A 13230-nucleotide genomic window follows, 5' to 3' on the forward strand; every position below is an offset into this window, starting at 1 on the left:
TCCAGCCGATTGCGGCGAACGTCCGTGCTGCAAATCGGTCCGAATCGCGTTCCGGCTCGTCGCCCGCATTAGCGGGACCCGTATAATAAGCGCCCCATGAATCTATTCCGAGCCCTGCTGACGGTCAGCGGCTTCACGCTGCTGTCGCGCGTGACCGGACTGGCCCGTGAAACCCTGATCGCCCGTGCGTTCGGCGCCAGTCAATACACCGACGCTTTCTACGTCGCCTTTCGCATTCCGAACCTGCTGCGCCGCATTTCCGCGGAAGGCGCGTTCTCGCAGGCCTTCGTGCCGATCCTCGCCGAGTTCAAGAACCAGCAAGGCCACGACGCCACCAAGGCGCTCGTCGACGCGACCTCGACCGTGCTCGCGTGGGCGCTCGCCGTGCTATCGGTGATCGGCGTGGTCGGCGCGTCGGGCGTCGTGTTCGTCGTCGCTTCGGGCCTTGCGCGCGAGGGCCACGCATACCAGCTCGCGGTCACGATGACGCGCATCATGTTCCCGTACATCATTTTCATTTCGCTGACGTCACTGGCGTCGGGCGTGCTGAATACGTACCGGAACTTTTCGTTGCCCGCATTCGCGCCGGTACTGTTGAACGTTTCGTTCATCGTCTCTGCGCTGTTTCTCGCGCCGCGCCTGCAAACGCCGGTCTATGCGCTCGCGTGGGCGGTGATCATCGGCGGCGTGCTGCAATTCGCGGTGCAACTGCCGGGCCTCAAGAAGATCGACATGGTGCCGCGCATCGGCCTGAACCCGCTGCACGCGCTCGCGCATCGCGGCGTAAAACGGGTGCTCGCGAAGATGGTGCCGGCGATGTTCGCGGTGTCGGTCGCGCAGATCAGCCTGATCATCAACACCAACATCGCGTCGCACATCGGCCCCGGCGCGGTGTCGTGGATCAACTACGCCGACCGGCTGATGGAGTTTCCGACCGCACTGCTCGGCGTCGCGCTGGGCACGATCCTGCTGCCGAGCCTGTCGAAGGCGCATGTCGATGCCGATTCGCACGAGTATTCGTCGCTGCTCGACTGGGGGCTGCGCGTGACGTTCCTGCTCGCCGCACCAAGCGCGATCGCGCTGTTCTTTTTCGCCCAGCCGCTGACAGCAGTGCTGTTCAACTACGGCAAGTTCGACGGCACCGCGGTCGTGATGGTGAGCCGCGCGCTCGCCGCTTACGGCGTCGGCCTGGTCGGCCTGATCCTGATCAAGATCCTCGCGCCGGGCTTCTACGCGAAGCAGGACATCAAGACGCCGGTGAAGATCGGCATCGGCGTGCTGGTCGTCACGCAGCTGTGCAACTACGCGTTCGTGCCGCTGTTCGCGCATGCGGGTCTCACGCTGAGCGTCGGGCTCGGCGCTTGCGTGAATGCGTTGCTGCTGTTCATCGGTCTGCGCAAACGCGGCATCTATACGCCGTCGAGCGGCTGGCTCAAGTTTTTCGTGCAGTTGCTCGGCGCGTGCCTCGTGCTCGCCGGCGTGATGCGCTGGCTTGCGATCAGCTTCGACTGGGTCGGCATGCATACCCAGCCGGTCAGCCGGATGGTGTTGCTCGGTGCGTGTCTCGTGCTGTTCGCTGCGCTATATTTCGGTATGCTTTGGCTGATGGGCTTCAAGTACGCGTATTTCAAAAGGCGAGTGAAGTGATCACCATGTCGCGGGTTCTCGATTATTTCAGTACGCTCGTCGCCGAAGACGAGAGCCTGCCGCTGACCGAGACGGCGCTCTCGCTGGCGCAGGACGCCTATCCTGACCTCGATCTGCAGTCGGTGCTCGCCGAGATCGACGAGCTGGTGCTGCGGCTGCGCCGCCGCATGCCAGACGACGCCGACATCCGTCAGAAGGTTGGCATCCTCAATCGGTTCTTTTTCCGTGAACTCGGTTTCGCGAGCAATCTGAACGATTACTACGACCCCGACAACAGTCATCTGAACGTCGTACTCAAACGTCGCCGCGGCATCCCGATTTCACTTGCGGTGCTCTATCTGGAGATGGCCGAGCAATTCGGCGTTCCGGTGCGCGGGGTGTCGTTTCCGGGTCACTTCCTGCTGCGCGTGACGACGCCCGACGGCGACGTGATGCTTGATCCGACCACCGGTCATTCGCTGTCCGAAGCGCAGATGGTCGAGATGCTCGAACCGTACGTCGCGTCGGCTGGGGATTCGGTCGGCCGGGCGCTGCGCATGCTGCTGCAACCGGCCACGCGTCGCGAGATCGTCGCGCGGATGCTGCGCAACCTGAAGGCGATCTATCTGCAAACCGAGCGTTGGCAACGACTGCTCGCGGTGCAACAGCGGCTCGTCATTCTGCTGCCGGACAATATCGAGGAAGTGCGCGATCGCGGTTTCGCGTATGCGCGGCTCGACTATCTGCGGCCCGCGCTCGAGGACCTCGAAAGCTACCTCGGGGATCGCCCCGATGCGGAAGACGCCACCGTGGTCGAGTCGCAGCTGCATGAATTGCGGCAGCGCACGCGGCACGATGGTGGTGAATAGCGCCGCGAGCTTTCACGCTGCATAGAAGTCAAACGCCTGCACATGTCGTACATGTACAGGCGTTTTTTATCGCCAGGCGCTCCTCACTTCGGCTGCATACGGATCGCGCCGTCCAGCCGAATCACCTCGCCGTTCAGCATCGGATTGTCGAAGATCTGCTTGGCGAGCATCGCGTATTCGGCCGGTTTGCCCAGGCGCGGGGGGAACGGCACCATCGCGCCGAGCGCGTCCTGCACTTCCTGCGGCATGCCGAGCAGCATCGGCGTTTCGAAGATGCCGGGGGCGATCGTCATCACGCGGATCGCGTTGCGCGACAGGTCGCGCGCGATCGGCAACGTCATGCCGACCACGCCACTCTTCGACGCGGAGTAGGCCGCCTGGCCGATCTGGCCGTCGAACGCCGCGACCGATGCGGTGTTGATGATCACGCCGCGCTCGCCGTTGGCGTTCGGTTCGTTCTTCGACATCTGCGCGGCGGCGAGCCGGATCATGTTGAACGTGCCGATCAGGTTGATCGAGATCGTGCGCGTGAACAGATCGAGCGAATGGGGGCCATCCTTGCCGACGGTCTTCGCGGCCGGCGCGACGCCCGCGCAGTTGACGAGGCCGCGCAGCACGCCGAGCTTCGTCGCGGCATCGACGGCTTGTTGCGCGTCCTCTTCCCGGCTCACGTCGCATTTGACGAATACGCCGCCGAGCTCCTTGGCGAGCGCCTCGCCCGCGTCCAGATTCAGGTCGGCGAGCACGACCTTGCCGCCGTTCTCGACCAGCAGGCGCGCGGTGGCAGCGCCGAGCCCTGATGCACCGCCGGTGATCAGGAACACGTTGTCACGAATTTCCATGTCTTCTCCTTCGCTACGGTTGTTCAGTGCAGTCTGGATCGAAGCATTTTTTCGACGATCGATTGTAGCGGCTGTGCTGCGCTGCGGAAAGCGACGTGGGGCGCGGACATGCGAGCGCTAGGGAAGACCAACCGGTTCTGCTGGACACTCCGCACACAGCGCTTGCCGTTGCGGTTGGCGCGCTGAGCCAATAAAAAACCCGCCCAATGTGGGCGGGCTTTGGCCGAACGCAAACAGCGGAAATGTTTAGATCAATCCAACTTACTTCAGCGCATCGAACGCACGGGCGCGAATTTCATCGACGCTGCCGAGGCCCGAAATGCGGCGATATTGGGGCGCTTTCACCGAGCTCGACGCATCGCCGTTCTTCGCCCAGCTGTTGTAGTACTCGATCAGCGGCTTGGTTTGCGATTCGTACACTTCCAGACGCTTCTTGACCGTTTCTTCCTTGTCGTCGTCGCGCTGGATCAGCGGCTCGCCAGTCACGTCGTCGATGCCTTCGACCTTCGGCGGGTTGAACGTCACGTGATACGTGCGGCCCGACGCGGGGTGCGAGCGGCGGCCGCTCATGCGCACGATGATCTCGTCGAACGGCACGTCGATCTCGAGCACGTAGTCGATCGCGACACCGGCCTGCTTCATTGCTTCGGCTTGCGGAATGGTGCGCGGGAAGCCGTCGAACAGATAGCCGTTCGCGCAGTCCGGCTGCTGCAGACGTTCCTTCACGAGGTTGATGATCAACTCATCCGTGACCAGCTCGCCGGCGTCCATGAAGCGCTTTGCTTCGAGGCCGAGCGGCGTGCCAGCCTTGACGGCCGCGCGCAGCATGTCGCCGGTCGAAATTTGCGGGATGCCGAACTTTTCCTTGATGAAGTTGGCCTGAGTGCCTTTGCCAGCACCCGGTGCACCCAACAGGATCAAACGCATGGATATCTCCAGATCTATGTGAATTCTTTGTTTACGCAGCAGGCTTCCCGGCGATTCTCGCAGGCTCCGCATCGGCTACCGTTGGCTAGCTCGCGCTGCACGTCGAAATGACGGCGCTGCAAGAACCGCACGGCGCGACCGGGATAACCCGAGTGTCGCCTGCGCTGGGAGGCGCGCATAACCGTTCGATTATGCCACGGCTTCCGGCGCTCAAGACCCGAATAAAGCCCGTACGCGCGCGAGATCGGCGGGGGTATCGACGCCCGGCAACGGCACGTCATGCGTGAGGAGGACCGCGATGCGCTCGCCATGCCACATCGCGCGCAGCTGTTCGAGCGCTTCGACCTGCTCGATCGGCGAGATCGCGAGACCCGGGTACGTGCGCAGGAATTTCGCGCGATACGCGTACAGGCCGATGTGCCGGTACACGGCGGCGGGCGCGGGCGGCGTCGGCATCGACGCGACGTTGGGCCAGTGCGGCTGCCATGCGTCGCGCGCCCACGGGATCGGCGCGCGCGAGAAATACAGCGCGACGCCGCGCGCATCGGGCACGACCTTGACGACGTTCGGATTGAAGATTTCGGTGGGATCGGTGATCAGATGGGCCGCCGTCGCGATCGCGCAGTCGCTCGTCGTGGCCAGATGCGCGGCAACGCCGCGCACCAGCGCCGGGTCGATCAGCGGCTCGTCGCCCTGCACGTTGACGATGATTGTGTCGTCGCTCCAGCCGAAGCGCGTCGCCACTTCAGCGAGACGGTCGGTGCCCGACGGATGGTCGGCGCGCGTGAGAACCGCGTCGAAGCCGTGGTCGTGCGCCGCGTCGAGCACTTCCTGCGCGTCCGACGCGACCAGCACCTGCTGCGCGCCGGATTCGCGCGCGCGCTCCGCGACGCGCACGACCATCGGTTTGCCGCCGATGTCCGCTAGCGGCTTGTTGGGCAGACGCGTAGACGCCAGACGGGCCGGCACGACGGCGATAAACGGATGAGGGGTGGTGTGGATCATCAGATCAAGAACGGGCGGCACTCAGGCCGGAGCAAAAGGCTGCGCGCGCGACGCGCACGCAGAGTCGGACATAAGCCGGAGCGGCAAAAACGGCTACGGATCGATCTTGGAGCACGTAGGGGGCGGGCGTTGGCGTTGACGAACCTTTGCCCCTTGACCCGCCCGCGAGCGAGGCGACGCGGCGCCTCGATGCAGCGCCGCGCGGGGGTCAGGCGACCGAGCCGGGATTCAGATCGACCGGCGTGCCTTCGACGGTCTGCCGCGCTTCGTCGACGAGCATCACGGGAATGCCGTCGCGGATCGGATAGGCGAGCTTGTCCGCGTTGCAGATCAGTTCCTGCGCGGCGCGGTCGTAGCTGAGCGGGCCCTTGCAGATCGGGCAAACGAGGATTTCAAGCAGGCGAGCGTCCACGGACTTTCTCCACAACTAATGCAGTGAGGCGGTGATCAAGCGCGGCTTCGACCGGGACTACCCAGATGCGCGCGTCGTGCCAGGCCCCCAATTTTACCGCATCCTTTTCGGTAATCAGGATCGCGTCGGCGTCGACGTCGGTGAACGGATTGCGCTCGAACGCGTAGTGATCGGGCAGTGCGCGCGTCGTGGGCGCGATGCCGGCCGCGCGCACTGTCGCGAAGAAGCGTTCCGGCGCGCCGATGCCGGCCGCGGCCAGCACACGTTGACCGGCGAATTGCGCGAGCGGGCGGCGCAGCGCGGGATTGTCGAGATGCCACGCGTCGGCGGGCGCGAGCTGCAGTGCGAACGTGTTCGGCCACGCGGGCAGCGTGCGCGCGTACGGATCATTGATCAGCGTCGCGTCGCGGCGGCGCGACAACGGCTCGCGCAGTGGCCCGGCCGGCAGCAGGAAGCCGTTGCCGCCGAGCCGGTGATCGAACACGACGAGTTCGACGTCGCGCGCGAGGCGATAGTGCTGCAAGCCGTCGTCGCTGACGATCACGTCGACATCGCGATGGGCAGCGCACAGCGCCTGCGCGGCGGCGACGCGATCGGGACAGACCCATACGGGTGCGCCGGTGCGGCGCGCGATCAGCAACGGTTCGTCCCCGCCGACGCGCGCCGAAGAACCGGGCGTGACCTGGGTCGGCGTGCTCACGCGGGCGCCGTAGCCGCGCGACACGATGCCAGGCGTGAAGCCCGCGGTGCGCAACGCTTCGACGAGCGCGATGACGGTCGGCGTCTTGCCGGTGCCCCCAACCGTCACGTTGCCGACCACCACCACCGGCACGCCGACGCGCACCGACTTCAGCCAGCCTTGCGAAAACGCGGCGCGGCGCGCGGCCGCGACCGCGCCGAACACGCAGGCGAGCGGCGTCAACGCCCACGCGAGCGGGCCGCGTTGCTGCCATTCGCGCGCGAGGCGCGCTGCGAGACGGTCGCTGAGTTCGCTCATGGGCGGGTTGCGGGCAAGGACTGCGTGCCGTGCGCACTACGCGGGGTCAACTTCAACGCGGTTCTCCGGGCAATCGAATGCGAATACGGTCGAAAAATGAGGTGCAAACCGCGCGGCGAAAGGGCTCGTGCTGATTGGCCTCGGGCCAGCAAGCTCCCTGGCTCACTGCGCGATCGGCATGCCGTCGAACCCGCAACTCTAGCGCGCGGGCGTCCCGGCCGGCAAGTCGCGCAGGGTTTGATGGACGCTGGTCTATGCTATGTGCGGTCGGCCACAGTCTGTGGATAACTTTGTGGAGAACCTGCCATCCGATCGTCCGGGAGGGCCATTCCGTGCGCTTTGGATCGAAGTGCTCGCCCTCTATTGAGATGCAAACGCCATATAAATCAAGGGTCTGCCAGGAATCTATTGGCGTTGGCGGGCGTTCTGGCGGAATTCGTCAGGCGGTTCCCGCCATGTGGACACTTTTAACAATCCTGCGATTCCGGCTGGACTCCGCTCGTCGCTCGGTCTATCGTCTGTCCGGCCAGCGCTATTTATTCCTCGCATGAACCCCGAAAATCCTTTTGCTTCGGCGGCCACACCAGGCGGTGAGGTCGTCGTTCCCGTTTCCGCGCTCAATCGCGCGATCGGCACGATGCTCGAACGCTCGTTTCCACTCGTATGGGTCGCGGGCGAAGTGTCGAACTTCACGCGCGCTGCGAGTGGTCACTGGTATTTCTCGATCAAGGACGCGCAGGCGCAGATGCGCTGTGTGATGTTCCGCGGTCGCGCGCAGTACGCCGAATTCATGCCGCGCGAAGGCGATCGCATCGAAGTGCGCGCCCTCGTGACGATGTACGAACCGCGCGGTGAATTGCAACTGAATGTCGAAGCGGTGCGCCGCACCGGTCAGGGGCGTCTGTACGAAGCGTTCCTGCGGTTAAAGGCGCAACTCGAAGCCGAAGGGTTGTTCGCCGCCGAGCGCAAACGCGCACTGCCGACGCATCCTCGCGCGATCGGTATCGTCACATCGTTGCAGGCGGCCGCATTGCGCGACGTGCTGACGACGCTGTCGCGCCGCGCGCCGCATATTCCGGTGATCGTTTATCCGGCGCCGGTGCAGGGTTCGGGTGTCAGCGCGAAACTGGCGGCGATGGTCGAGACGGCTGGCGCCCGCCGCGAGGTCGACGTGCTGATCGTGTGTCGCGGCGGCGGCTCAATCGAAGATCTGTGGGCCTTCAACGAAGAAGTGCTCGCGCGCGCGATTGCGGAAAGCGTGATACCGGTGGTGAGCGGCGTCGGCCACGAGACCGATTTCACGATTGCCGATTTCGCCGCCGACGTACGTGCGCCGACGCCAACCGGTGCCGCCGAACTCGTGAGTCCGCAGCGCGTCTTGCTGTTGCGCGAACTCGATCATCGGCACGCGACGCTTGCGCGCGCGTTCGGCCGCATGATGGAGCGGCGCGCGCAGCAGCTCGACTGGCTGGCGCGCCGGCTAGTGTCGCCGGCCGAGCGGCTCGCGCGGCAGCGTACGCATTTGCAGCAATTGCGCGTGCGGCTCGCGTCGGCGGGCGCGCGGCCGGTGCGGGACGCTCGAGCGCGCTTCTCGCTGCTGCAGATGCGCTGGCAACGCTGGCGTCCGGATCTCGCAGCCGAGCGCACGCGCGTCGACATGCTGGCGCAGCGCCTGAATGCAGCGCTGTCGCGCCAGCATGAACGTCAGGTCGCGCGTATCGACATGCTCCTCGCGCGACTAGAAGTGCTGAGTCCACAGCGCACGCTCGAGCGCGGTTATGCGGCCGTGCTCGACGCGCAAAGCGGTCGGGCGATTCGCACGCCATCGTCGCTGAAACCCGGACGTCGTTTGACGATGCATCTCGCCGAAGGCTCGGCCGACGTCGCGCTCGCCGACGTGCAGGCGCGTCTGACCGAGGGCTTCTGACGTTTTGCCGGTGGGCGCGTGGCGCCCATCTGCTGTCATGTCCTGCCTGCCGACGACCCGGGCACGCGCCATGCGCACCCTTCCCAAGGGCCTTGCGCACGGCGTGTTCGACATGCCGGACATAAAGGCCGGTCGTTTGCGGGGTTATTCCAACTCGCCTACAATCGAGTGCTCGATAGCGTCATCCGCAGACTCCCCACAACAGATTTAGAGAAGGAAAGCACCATGGAACATACGCTCCCGCCGCTGCCGTTTGCGAAAAACGCGCTCGCTCCGCACATGTCGGAAGAGACGCTCGAGTTTCACTATGGCAAGCATCACCAGACCTATGTGACCAACCTGAACAATCTGATCAAGGGCACGGAGTTCGAGAACCTGTCACTGGAAGAGATCGTCAAGAAGTCGTCGGGCGGTATCTTCAACAATTCGGCTCAGGTGTGGAATCACACGTTCTTTTGGAACAGCCTGTCGCCGCAAGGTGGCGGCGCACCGACCGGCGCGCTCGCTGACGCGATCAACGCGAAGTGGGGTTCGTTCGACAAGTTCAAGGAAGAGTTTGCGAAGACCGCGGTCGGCACATTCGGCTCGGGCTGGGCATGGCTCGTGAAGAAGGCCGATGGTTCGCTCGACCTCGTGTCGACGAGCAACGCCGCCACGCCGCTCACCACCGACGCCAAGGCTCTGCTGACGATCGACGTCTGGGAGCACGCTTACTACATCGACTATCGCAATGCGCGTCCGAAGTTCGTCGAAGCGTACTGGAACATCGTCAACTGGGACTTCGCGGCGAAGAACTTCGCTTGAGATTACCGGTTGCAGCTCGTCGTCTGATGTCGTGATCCTTGCGGTCGCGATTGAAGATGGTGGCTAGAGACGAAAGCCCTCCATCGCGAGGGCTTTTCCTTTTCTGAGGCGATCGGAACGAGAGGGGTCGCTTCTGAAAGAAGTTTGTCACAGTTGGTAACTGCGGTTTCGCGGGGCGCTAAGTGGACCTCGGCCGCCGCCCGTCGGCTTCGCGGAGCTGGCGGGGGCGGGCGCGCCGCAGGCAATGCAAGCCGCTGCGGCGGCGACAATGAGCCGGTTGATTGAGGCGGCCAACGCGCGATCGATTGGCTTGGGCGGCGGGGATCGTTTGACGCGAGTGTGGGCGGCGTTCGTTGTGAATTGATTGCCCGCGCATTTACAAGCATCACTTGATATAACGTACCCAATCCCGCGACGACGCGCAGCCGGGTCGAGGCCAGCCGGTCGCGCAAAAACTTTCTGTAACTGAGCCGTAACCACGGAATTTTGCGATTAGCCTAACGTTTGAATTCCAATCCTCCGAAATGCACCACCATGATTCCCAGCAATAAAACGATCAGTCTGGCGATTCCCGCCGCAGTCATCGCGCTCGCGTTAGGCGGTTGCGCAGTGGCGCCACCGAGCGGCCCGAGCATAGCCGCGATGCCGCGCGCCGGCGAGCCGCTCAGCCAGTTCCAACAGAACGACTACGCGTGCCGCGACTACGCGAATCAAACGACGAATCCGTCCGGCGCTGCGCAGGCTGCCACCACGAACAGCGTGAACAGCGCGGCGCTCGGCACGCTCGGCGGCGCGGCGGTCGGCGCGCTGCTCGGCGCCGCGGCGGGCAACGCCGGCGCGGGCGCGGCGATCGGGGCGGGCAGCGGCCTGCTGATCGGCGGCGCGAACGGTGCGAATGGCGCCCAGTACTCGGCGGCCGGCATGCAGGCACGCTATGACACCGCCTACGCCCAGTGCATGACATCGAAGGGCGAGACGATCGCTCAGCCGCAGCCTTACTATTCGACGCAGCCGGTGTATGTCGCGCCCCGTCCGTACTACTACGCACCGCCTCCGCCCGTCATGTATGCGCCTTATCCGGCTTACTGAGCGGTGATAGTGGGGCCGGCCGGCTTGGTCGTCTTGCATTGTCGGCCGGTACCGGGTTTCGTTGCGTAGCCCGGTTGGGTGGTAGCTTGTAGCGACGATCGTCAAATCCGCGCCGCTGCTTACTCCGTGCTGTCCGTCGACGCCGCTTTGCGCGGACGACGGCTGCGAGACGCCGTTTTACGGGCGGCCTTCCTGGCGGCCTCAGATCCTTCTTCCGAATCGACTGCTGGAGCAGGGGCCTCCGCCGGCGCCGCGATCTCGGGGACTTCCTCGATGGTGCGCGGCGTACTTTTCTTCACTTTCTTCGCGGCGGTTTTGCGGGATGCGCGCTTTTTGGCGCTTTCACGCTGTGCGAGTTGGTCGCTGTCGGCGGTCTGCTCGATTTCTTGACCGAAGACGACCTGTTCAGCGGCAGTATCCGCTGCCGCTTTTACAGCGCGAGCTTCGGTCTCTTCAGCTATCGGTTTAACGACGAACTCATCTGGGAGCGGCGCGTGTTCACGCGGCTCCTGCCGCTGGAGCTGCTCGGCGGGCTGCGCCTGTTCGGTGAGAGCCGGAGCGCCAGCCGCAGGTTCTTCATCAGTCGTTTCGTGGTGACCGCGCTTGCCGTGCGCGGCCTCCTGACCTCGCCCCGCCTTGCGGTTGCCGCGGTCCTTGCGACGCGACTTGTGCTTGCCGCCCGGCTCGGACGCGGCCGCTTGCGCCGCCTGCGCTTGATACGAATGTTCGGCCGCCTGTTCAGCCGACGCCGACTCAGCCGACCCCGTTTCGGCAGACTCTGCCGCGGTTTCGCCGATAGTTTCACTGGCCGCTTCGCTCGCGACGTTCACAGCCGTGCTTCGATAAACGTACGCGCCTGATTTTTCATCGCGGCCGAATTCGAGCAGCCCGCGCGCCTGCGCCTCTTCCAGCAGATTACCGAAAGCGCGAAACCCGTAATACGTTTCATTGAAATCCGGTTTGCGCCGTTTGATCGCGTTCTTCAGCACGGACGCCCAGATCTTGCCGCTGTCGCCACGTTCGGAAGCGAGTGCGTCGAACGTCTGCACCGCAATTTCAACGGCCTTGCTGCGACGCTTCTCCAGATCTTCCTTCGGCGGGGCTTTCTCTTCGTCAGCCGCACGTTTGGCTGCCTGCTGCGCGCTCTGCTGCTGGCGCGACGATTCGCGCCTCGCGACTGCGCGCTGACTTTCGCGTACGAGATCGTCGTAAAAGAAGAACTCGTCGCAGTTCGCAATCAGCAAATCCGAGGTGGACTGCTGCACACCGACGCCGATGACCTGTTTGGCGTTCTCGCGCAGCTTCGACACGAGCGGCGAAAAATCCGAATCACCACTGATGATGACGAACGTATTGACGTGCGATTTCGTATAACAGAGATCGAGCGCATCGACGACGAGCCGAATGTCGGCGGAATTCTTGCCCGATTGGCGCACATGCGGAATTTCGATCAACTCGAAATTGGCCTCGTGCATGGCCCCTTTGAAACTCTTGTAGCGATCCCAGTCACAATACGCCTTCTTGACGACAATGCTGCCCTTCAGCAGCAGGCGCTCGAGCACAAGCTTGATATCGAACTTGTCGTATTTCGCGTCGCGCACGCCAAGCGCGACATTCTCGAAGTCGCAGAACAGCGCCATGCTGACGTTTTCGTTGGATGACGCCATGTGTATCTCCATTGAAGCGGTCGTCGAAGTCGACGAATCGCGACATGATAGCGATTCCAGCGAAGGTGAGCAGCTTTTGTGGTGCGCTCGCACCGATAGGTGGATGGTAATTTGCAGCAAGCGGTTTGTCTGGCGGCCCAGCAAGCGGCTCCATGTCAGTTCCGTTACAGGGTGTCGCGACGACCTGCGTTGTTCCACGTCGCGCGAGCTTCCAGCACGTCATCGATCAATCCGTATTCCCTCGCTTCGAGCGCCGACATGAAGTTGTCGCGGTCGGTGTCGCGCGCGATATCTTCGATGCTGCGTCCAGTGCGCTCGGCCATCATCGTATTGAGACGCGCTCGCACATACAGCACCTCCTTCGCCTGAATTTCGATGTCCGCCGCGGTGCCCTGACCACCGCCGGAAGGCTGGTGAATCATGATGCGGGCATTGGGTAGCGCATACCGTTTGCCGCGTTGGCCCGCGGTGAGCAGAAAAGTGCCCATGCTCGCAGCAAAGCCCGTGCACAAGGTCGAGACCTCCGGCTTGATGAACTGCATGGTGTCGTAAATCGCGAGGCCGTCATACACCGAGCCGCCGGGCGAGTTGATGTAAAAAGAAATATCCTTGTCGGGGTTCTCCGATTCGAGAAACAGCAATTGTGCGACGATCAGACTGGCTGACTGCTCGTTCACGGGCCCGACAAGAAACACGATGCGCTCGCGCAGCAGGCGGGAATAGATGTCATAGGCGCGCTCGCCCCGGCCGGATTGTTCGATCACCGTGGGCACGAGGCCCAGGGCGGAGACAGATGGGTAACTGGAAGGCATGGGTTCCTCGTTCAGGATGGATGGCACGGGCATTCGGGGATGCGCAGGCGGGGATGCGCAGGCGGCCTCGGGGCAGCCGCCGCGTGACATGCGCCGGTTCTTGCTCATTTGACGAAGCAGCGGCCCGAGTTGTGACAGAAATTTTTTTGCGCCGAGCTGTCACATCACCCGTTGCCCATGCGTCAAGCTCAGGAATACCGAACATGACGCGCGCCTGACCCATGCCACTGGTGTACAGCCGCTTTTTCACGAC

The 13230-nt window shown here is 63.7% G+C and carries 12 protein-coding genes; 5 read left to right on the forward strand and 7 right to left on the reverse strand.

Features of this window, described 5'->3' with window-relative positions; all coding sequences use genetic code 11:
• The first annotated feature begins 96 nt into the window (after positions 1 to 96).
• Together murJ and QFZ91_RS18415 are read left to right on the forward strand one after the other, a co-directional pair.
• Complete coding sequence (gene murJ / locus QFZ91_RS18410) at positions 97 to 1647, forward strand: murein biosynthesis integral membrane protein MurJ (protein WP_429568007.1); 1551 nt, start codon at positions 97 to 99, stop codon at positions 1645 to 1647.
• 5 nt (positions 1648 to 1652) lie between these two features.
• Positions 1653 to 2495, forward strand: coding sequence for a SirB1 family protein (locus QFZ91_RS18415; RefSeq protein ID WP_176110260.1), 843 nt, complete (start codon positions 1653 to 1655; stop codon positions 2493 to 2495).
• Positions 2496 to 2578: 83 nt separating this feature from the next.
• Here QFZ91_RS18415 and QFZ91_RS18420 read toward each other — a convergent pair whose 3' ends face one another.
• From QFZ91_RS18420 to lpxK, 5 genes are all read right to left on the reverse strand, one after another.
• Complete coding sequence (locus tag QFZ91_RS18420; RefSeq protein WP_429568008.1) at positions 2579 to 3337, reverse strand: 3-hydroxyacyl-CoA dehydrogenase; 759 nt, start codon at positions 3335 to 3337, stop codon at positions 2579 to 2581.
• A gap of 261 nt (positions 3338 to 3598) precedes the next feature.
• The gene (gene adk, locus QFZ91_RS18425) at positions 3599 to 4264 is read right to left on the reverse strand and encodes an adenylate kinase (RefSeq protein ID WP_176121699.1); all 666 of its coding nucleotides are present in this window, start codon (positions 4262 to 4264) and stop codon (positions 3599 to 3601) included.
• 210 nt (positions 4265 to 4474) lie between these two features.
• The gene (gene kdsB, locus QFZ91_RS18430; RefSeq protein WP_429568009.1) at positions 4475 to 5269 is read right to left on the reverse strand and encodes a 3-deoxy-manno-octulosonate cytidylyltransferase; all 795 of its coding nucleotides are present in this window, start codon (positions 5267 to 5269) and stop codon (positions 4475 to 4477) included.
• Between the two features lie 208 nt (positions 5270 to 5477).
• Positions 5478 to 5681 (reverse strand): Trm112 family protein, encoded by a 204-nt coding sequence (locus QFZ91_RS18435; RefSeq protein WP_007180583.1) that lies wholly within the window; start codon positions 5679 to 5681, stop codon positions 5478 to 5480.
• Positions 5662 to 6678: a tetraacyldisaccharide 4'-kinase gene (lpxK, locus tag QFZ91_RS18440; RefSeq protein ID WP_176121697.1), complete on the reverse strand. Its 1017-nt coding sequence runs from the start codon at positions 6676 to 6678 to the stop codon at positions 5662 to 5664. Before lpxK ends, QFZ91_RS18435 begins: the two co-directional genes overlap by 20 nt.
• A 547-nt stretch (positions 6679 to 7225) precedes the next feature.
• On the opposite strand from lpxK, the gene xseA reads away from it, so the two are divergent.
• The 3 genes from xseA to QFZ91_RS18455 all read left to right on the forward strand — a co-directional run bounded on the left by xseA (position 7226) and on the right by QFZ91_RS18455 (position 10498).
• Positions 7226 to 8605, forward strand: coding sequence for an exodeoxyribonuclease VII large subunit (xseA, locus tag QFZ91_RS18445; protein WP_429568010.1), 1380 nt, complete (start codon positions 7226 to 7228; stop codon positions 8603 to 8605).
• Positions 8606 to 8830: 225 nt separating this feature from the next.
• A complete protein-coding gene (gene sodB / locus QFZ91_RS18450; protein WP_013090345.1) occupies positions 8831 to 9409 on the forward strand; it encodes a superoxide dismutase [Fe] in 579 nt (192 codons plus the stop codon).
• A gap of 534 nt (positions 9410 to 9943) precedes the next feature.
• Entirely contained in the window at positions 9944 to 10498 is a 555-nt protein-coding gene (locus QFZ91_RS18455) for a glycine zipper family protein (RefSeq protein WP_429568011.1), read from the forward strand.
• Positions 10499 to 10617: 119 nt separating this feature from the next.
• On the opposite strand, the gene QFZ91_RS18460 is transcribed toward QFZ91_RS18455, so the two are convergent.
• Together QFZ91_RS18460 and clpP are read right to left on the reverse strand one after the other, a co-directional pair.
• Positions 10618 to 12165, reverse strand: coding sequence for an NYN domain-containing protein (locus QFZ91_RS18460; protein ID WP_429568659.1), 1548 nt, complete (start codon positions 12163 to 12165; stop codon positions 10618 to 10620).
• Between the two features lie 164 nt (positions 12166 to 12329).
• Entirely contained in the window at positions 12330 to 12977 is a 648-nt protein-coding gene (gene clpP, locus QFZ91_RS18465) for an ATP-dependent Clp endopeptidase proteolytic subunit ClpP (RefSeq protein ID WP_429568660.1), read from the reverse strand.
• Positions 12978 to 13230: the final 253 nt, after the last annotated feature.

The sequence above is a fragment of the Paraburkholderia sp. JPY419 genome (assembly GCF_050435705.1).
GTDB classification, from domain to species: domain Bacteria; phylum Pseudomonadota; class Gammaproteobacteria; order Burkholderiales; family Burkholderiaceae; genus Paraburkholderia; species Paraburkholderia youngii.

Excerpts from the sequence above, each read along its gene's own strand:
- sodB (WP_013090345.1), top strand. The coding sequence starts at position 8,831 with ATGGAACATACGCTCCCGCCGCTGCCGTTTGCGAAAAACGCGCTCGCT.
- clpP (WP_429568660.1), bottom strand. The coding sequence starts at position 12,977 with ATGCCTTCCAGTTACCCATCTGTCTCCGCCCTGGGCCTCGTGCCCACG.
- xseA (WP_429568010.1), top strand. The coding sequence starts at position 7,226 with ATGAACCCCGAAAATCCTTTTGCTTCGGCGGCCACACCAGGCGGTGAG.
- murJ (WP_429568007.1), top strand. The coding sequence starts at position 97 with ATGAATCTATTCCGAGCCCTGCTGACGGTCAGCGGCTTCACGCTGCTG.
- lpxK (WP_176121697.1), bottom strand. The coding sequence starts at position 6,678 with ATGAGCGAACTCAGCGACCGTCTCGCAGCGCGCCTCGCGCGCGAATGG.
- adk (WP_176121699.1), bottom strand. The coding sequence starts at position 4,264 with ATGCGTTTGATCCTGTTGGGTGCACCGGGTGCTGGCAAAGGCACTCAG.
- QFZ91_RS18460 (WP_429568659.1), bottom strand. The coding sequence starts at position 12,165 with ATGGCGTCATCCAACGAAAACGTCAGCATGGCGCTGTTCTGCGACTTC.
- QFZ91_RS18415 (WP_176110260.1), top strand. The coding sequence starts at position 1,653 with ATGTCGCGGGTTCTCGATTATTTCAGTACGCTCGTCGCCGAAGACGAG.
- QFZ91_RS18455 (WP_429568011.1), top strand. The coding sequence starts at position 9,944 with ATGATTCCCAGCAATAAAACGATCAGTCTGGCGATTCCCGCCGCAGTC.
- kdsB (WP_429568009.1), bottom strand. The coding sequence starts at position 5,269 with ATGATCCACACCACCCCTCATCCGTTTATCGCCGTCGTGCCGGCCCGT.
- QFZ91_RS18420 (WP_429568008.1), bottom strand. The coding sequence starts at position 3,337 with ATGGAAATTCGTGACAACGTGTTCCTGATCACCGGCGGTGCATCAGGG.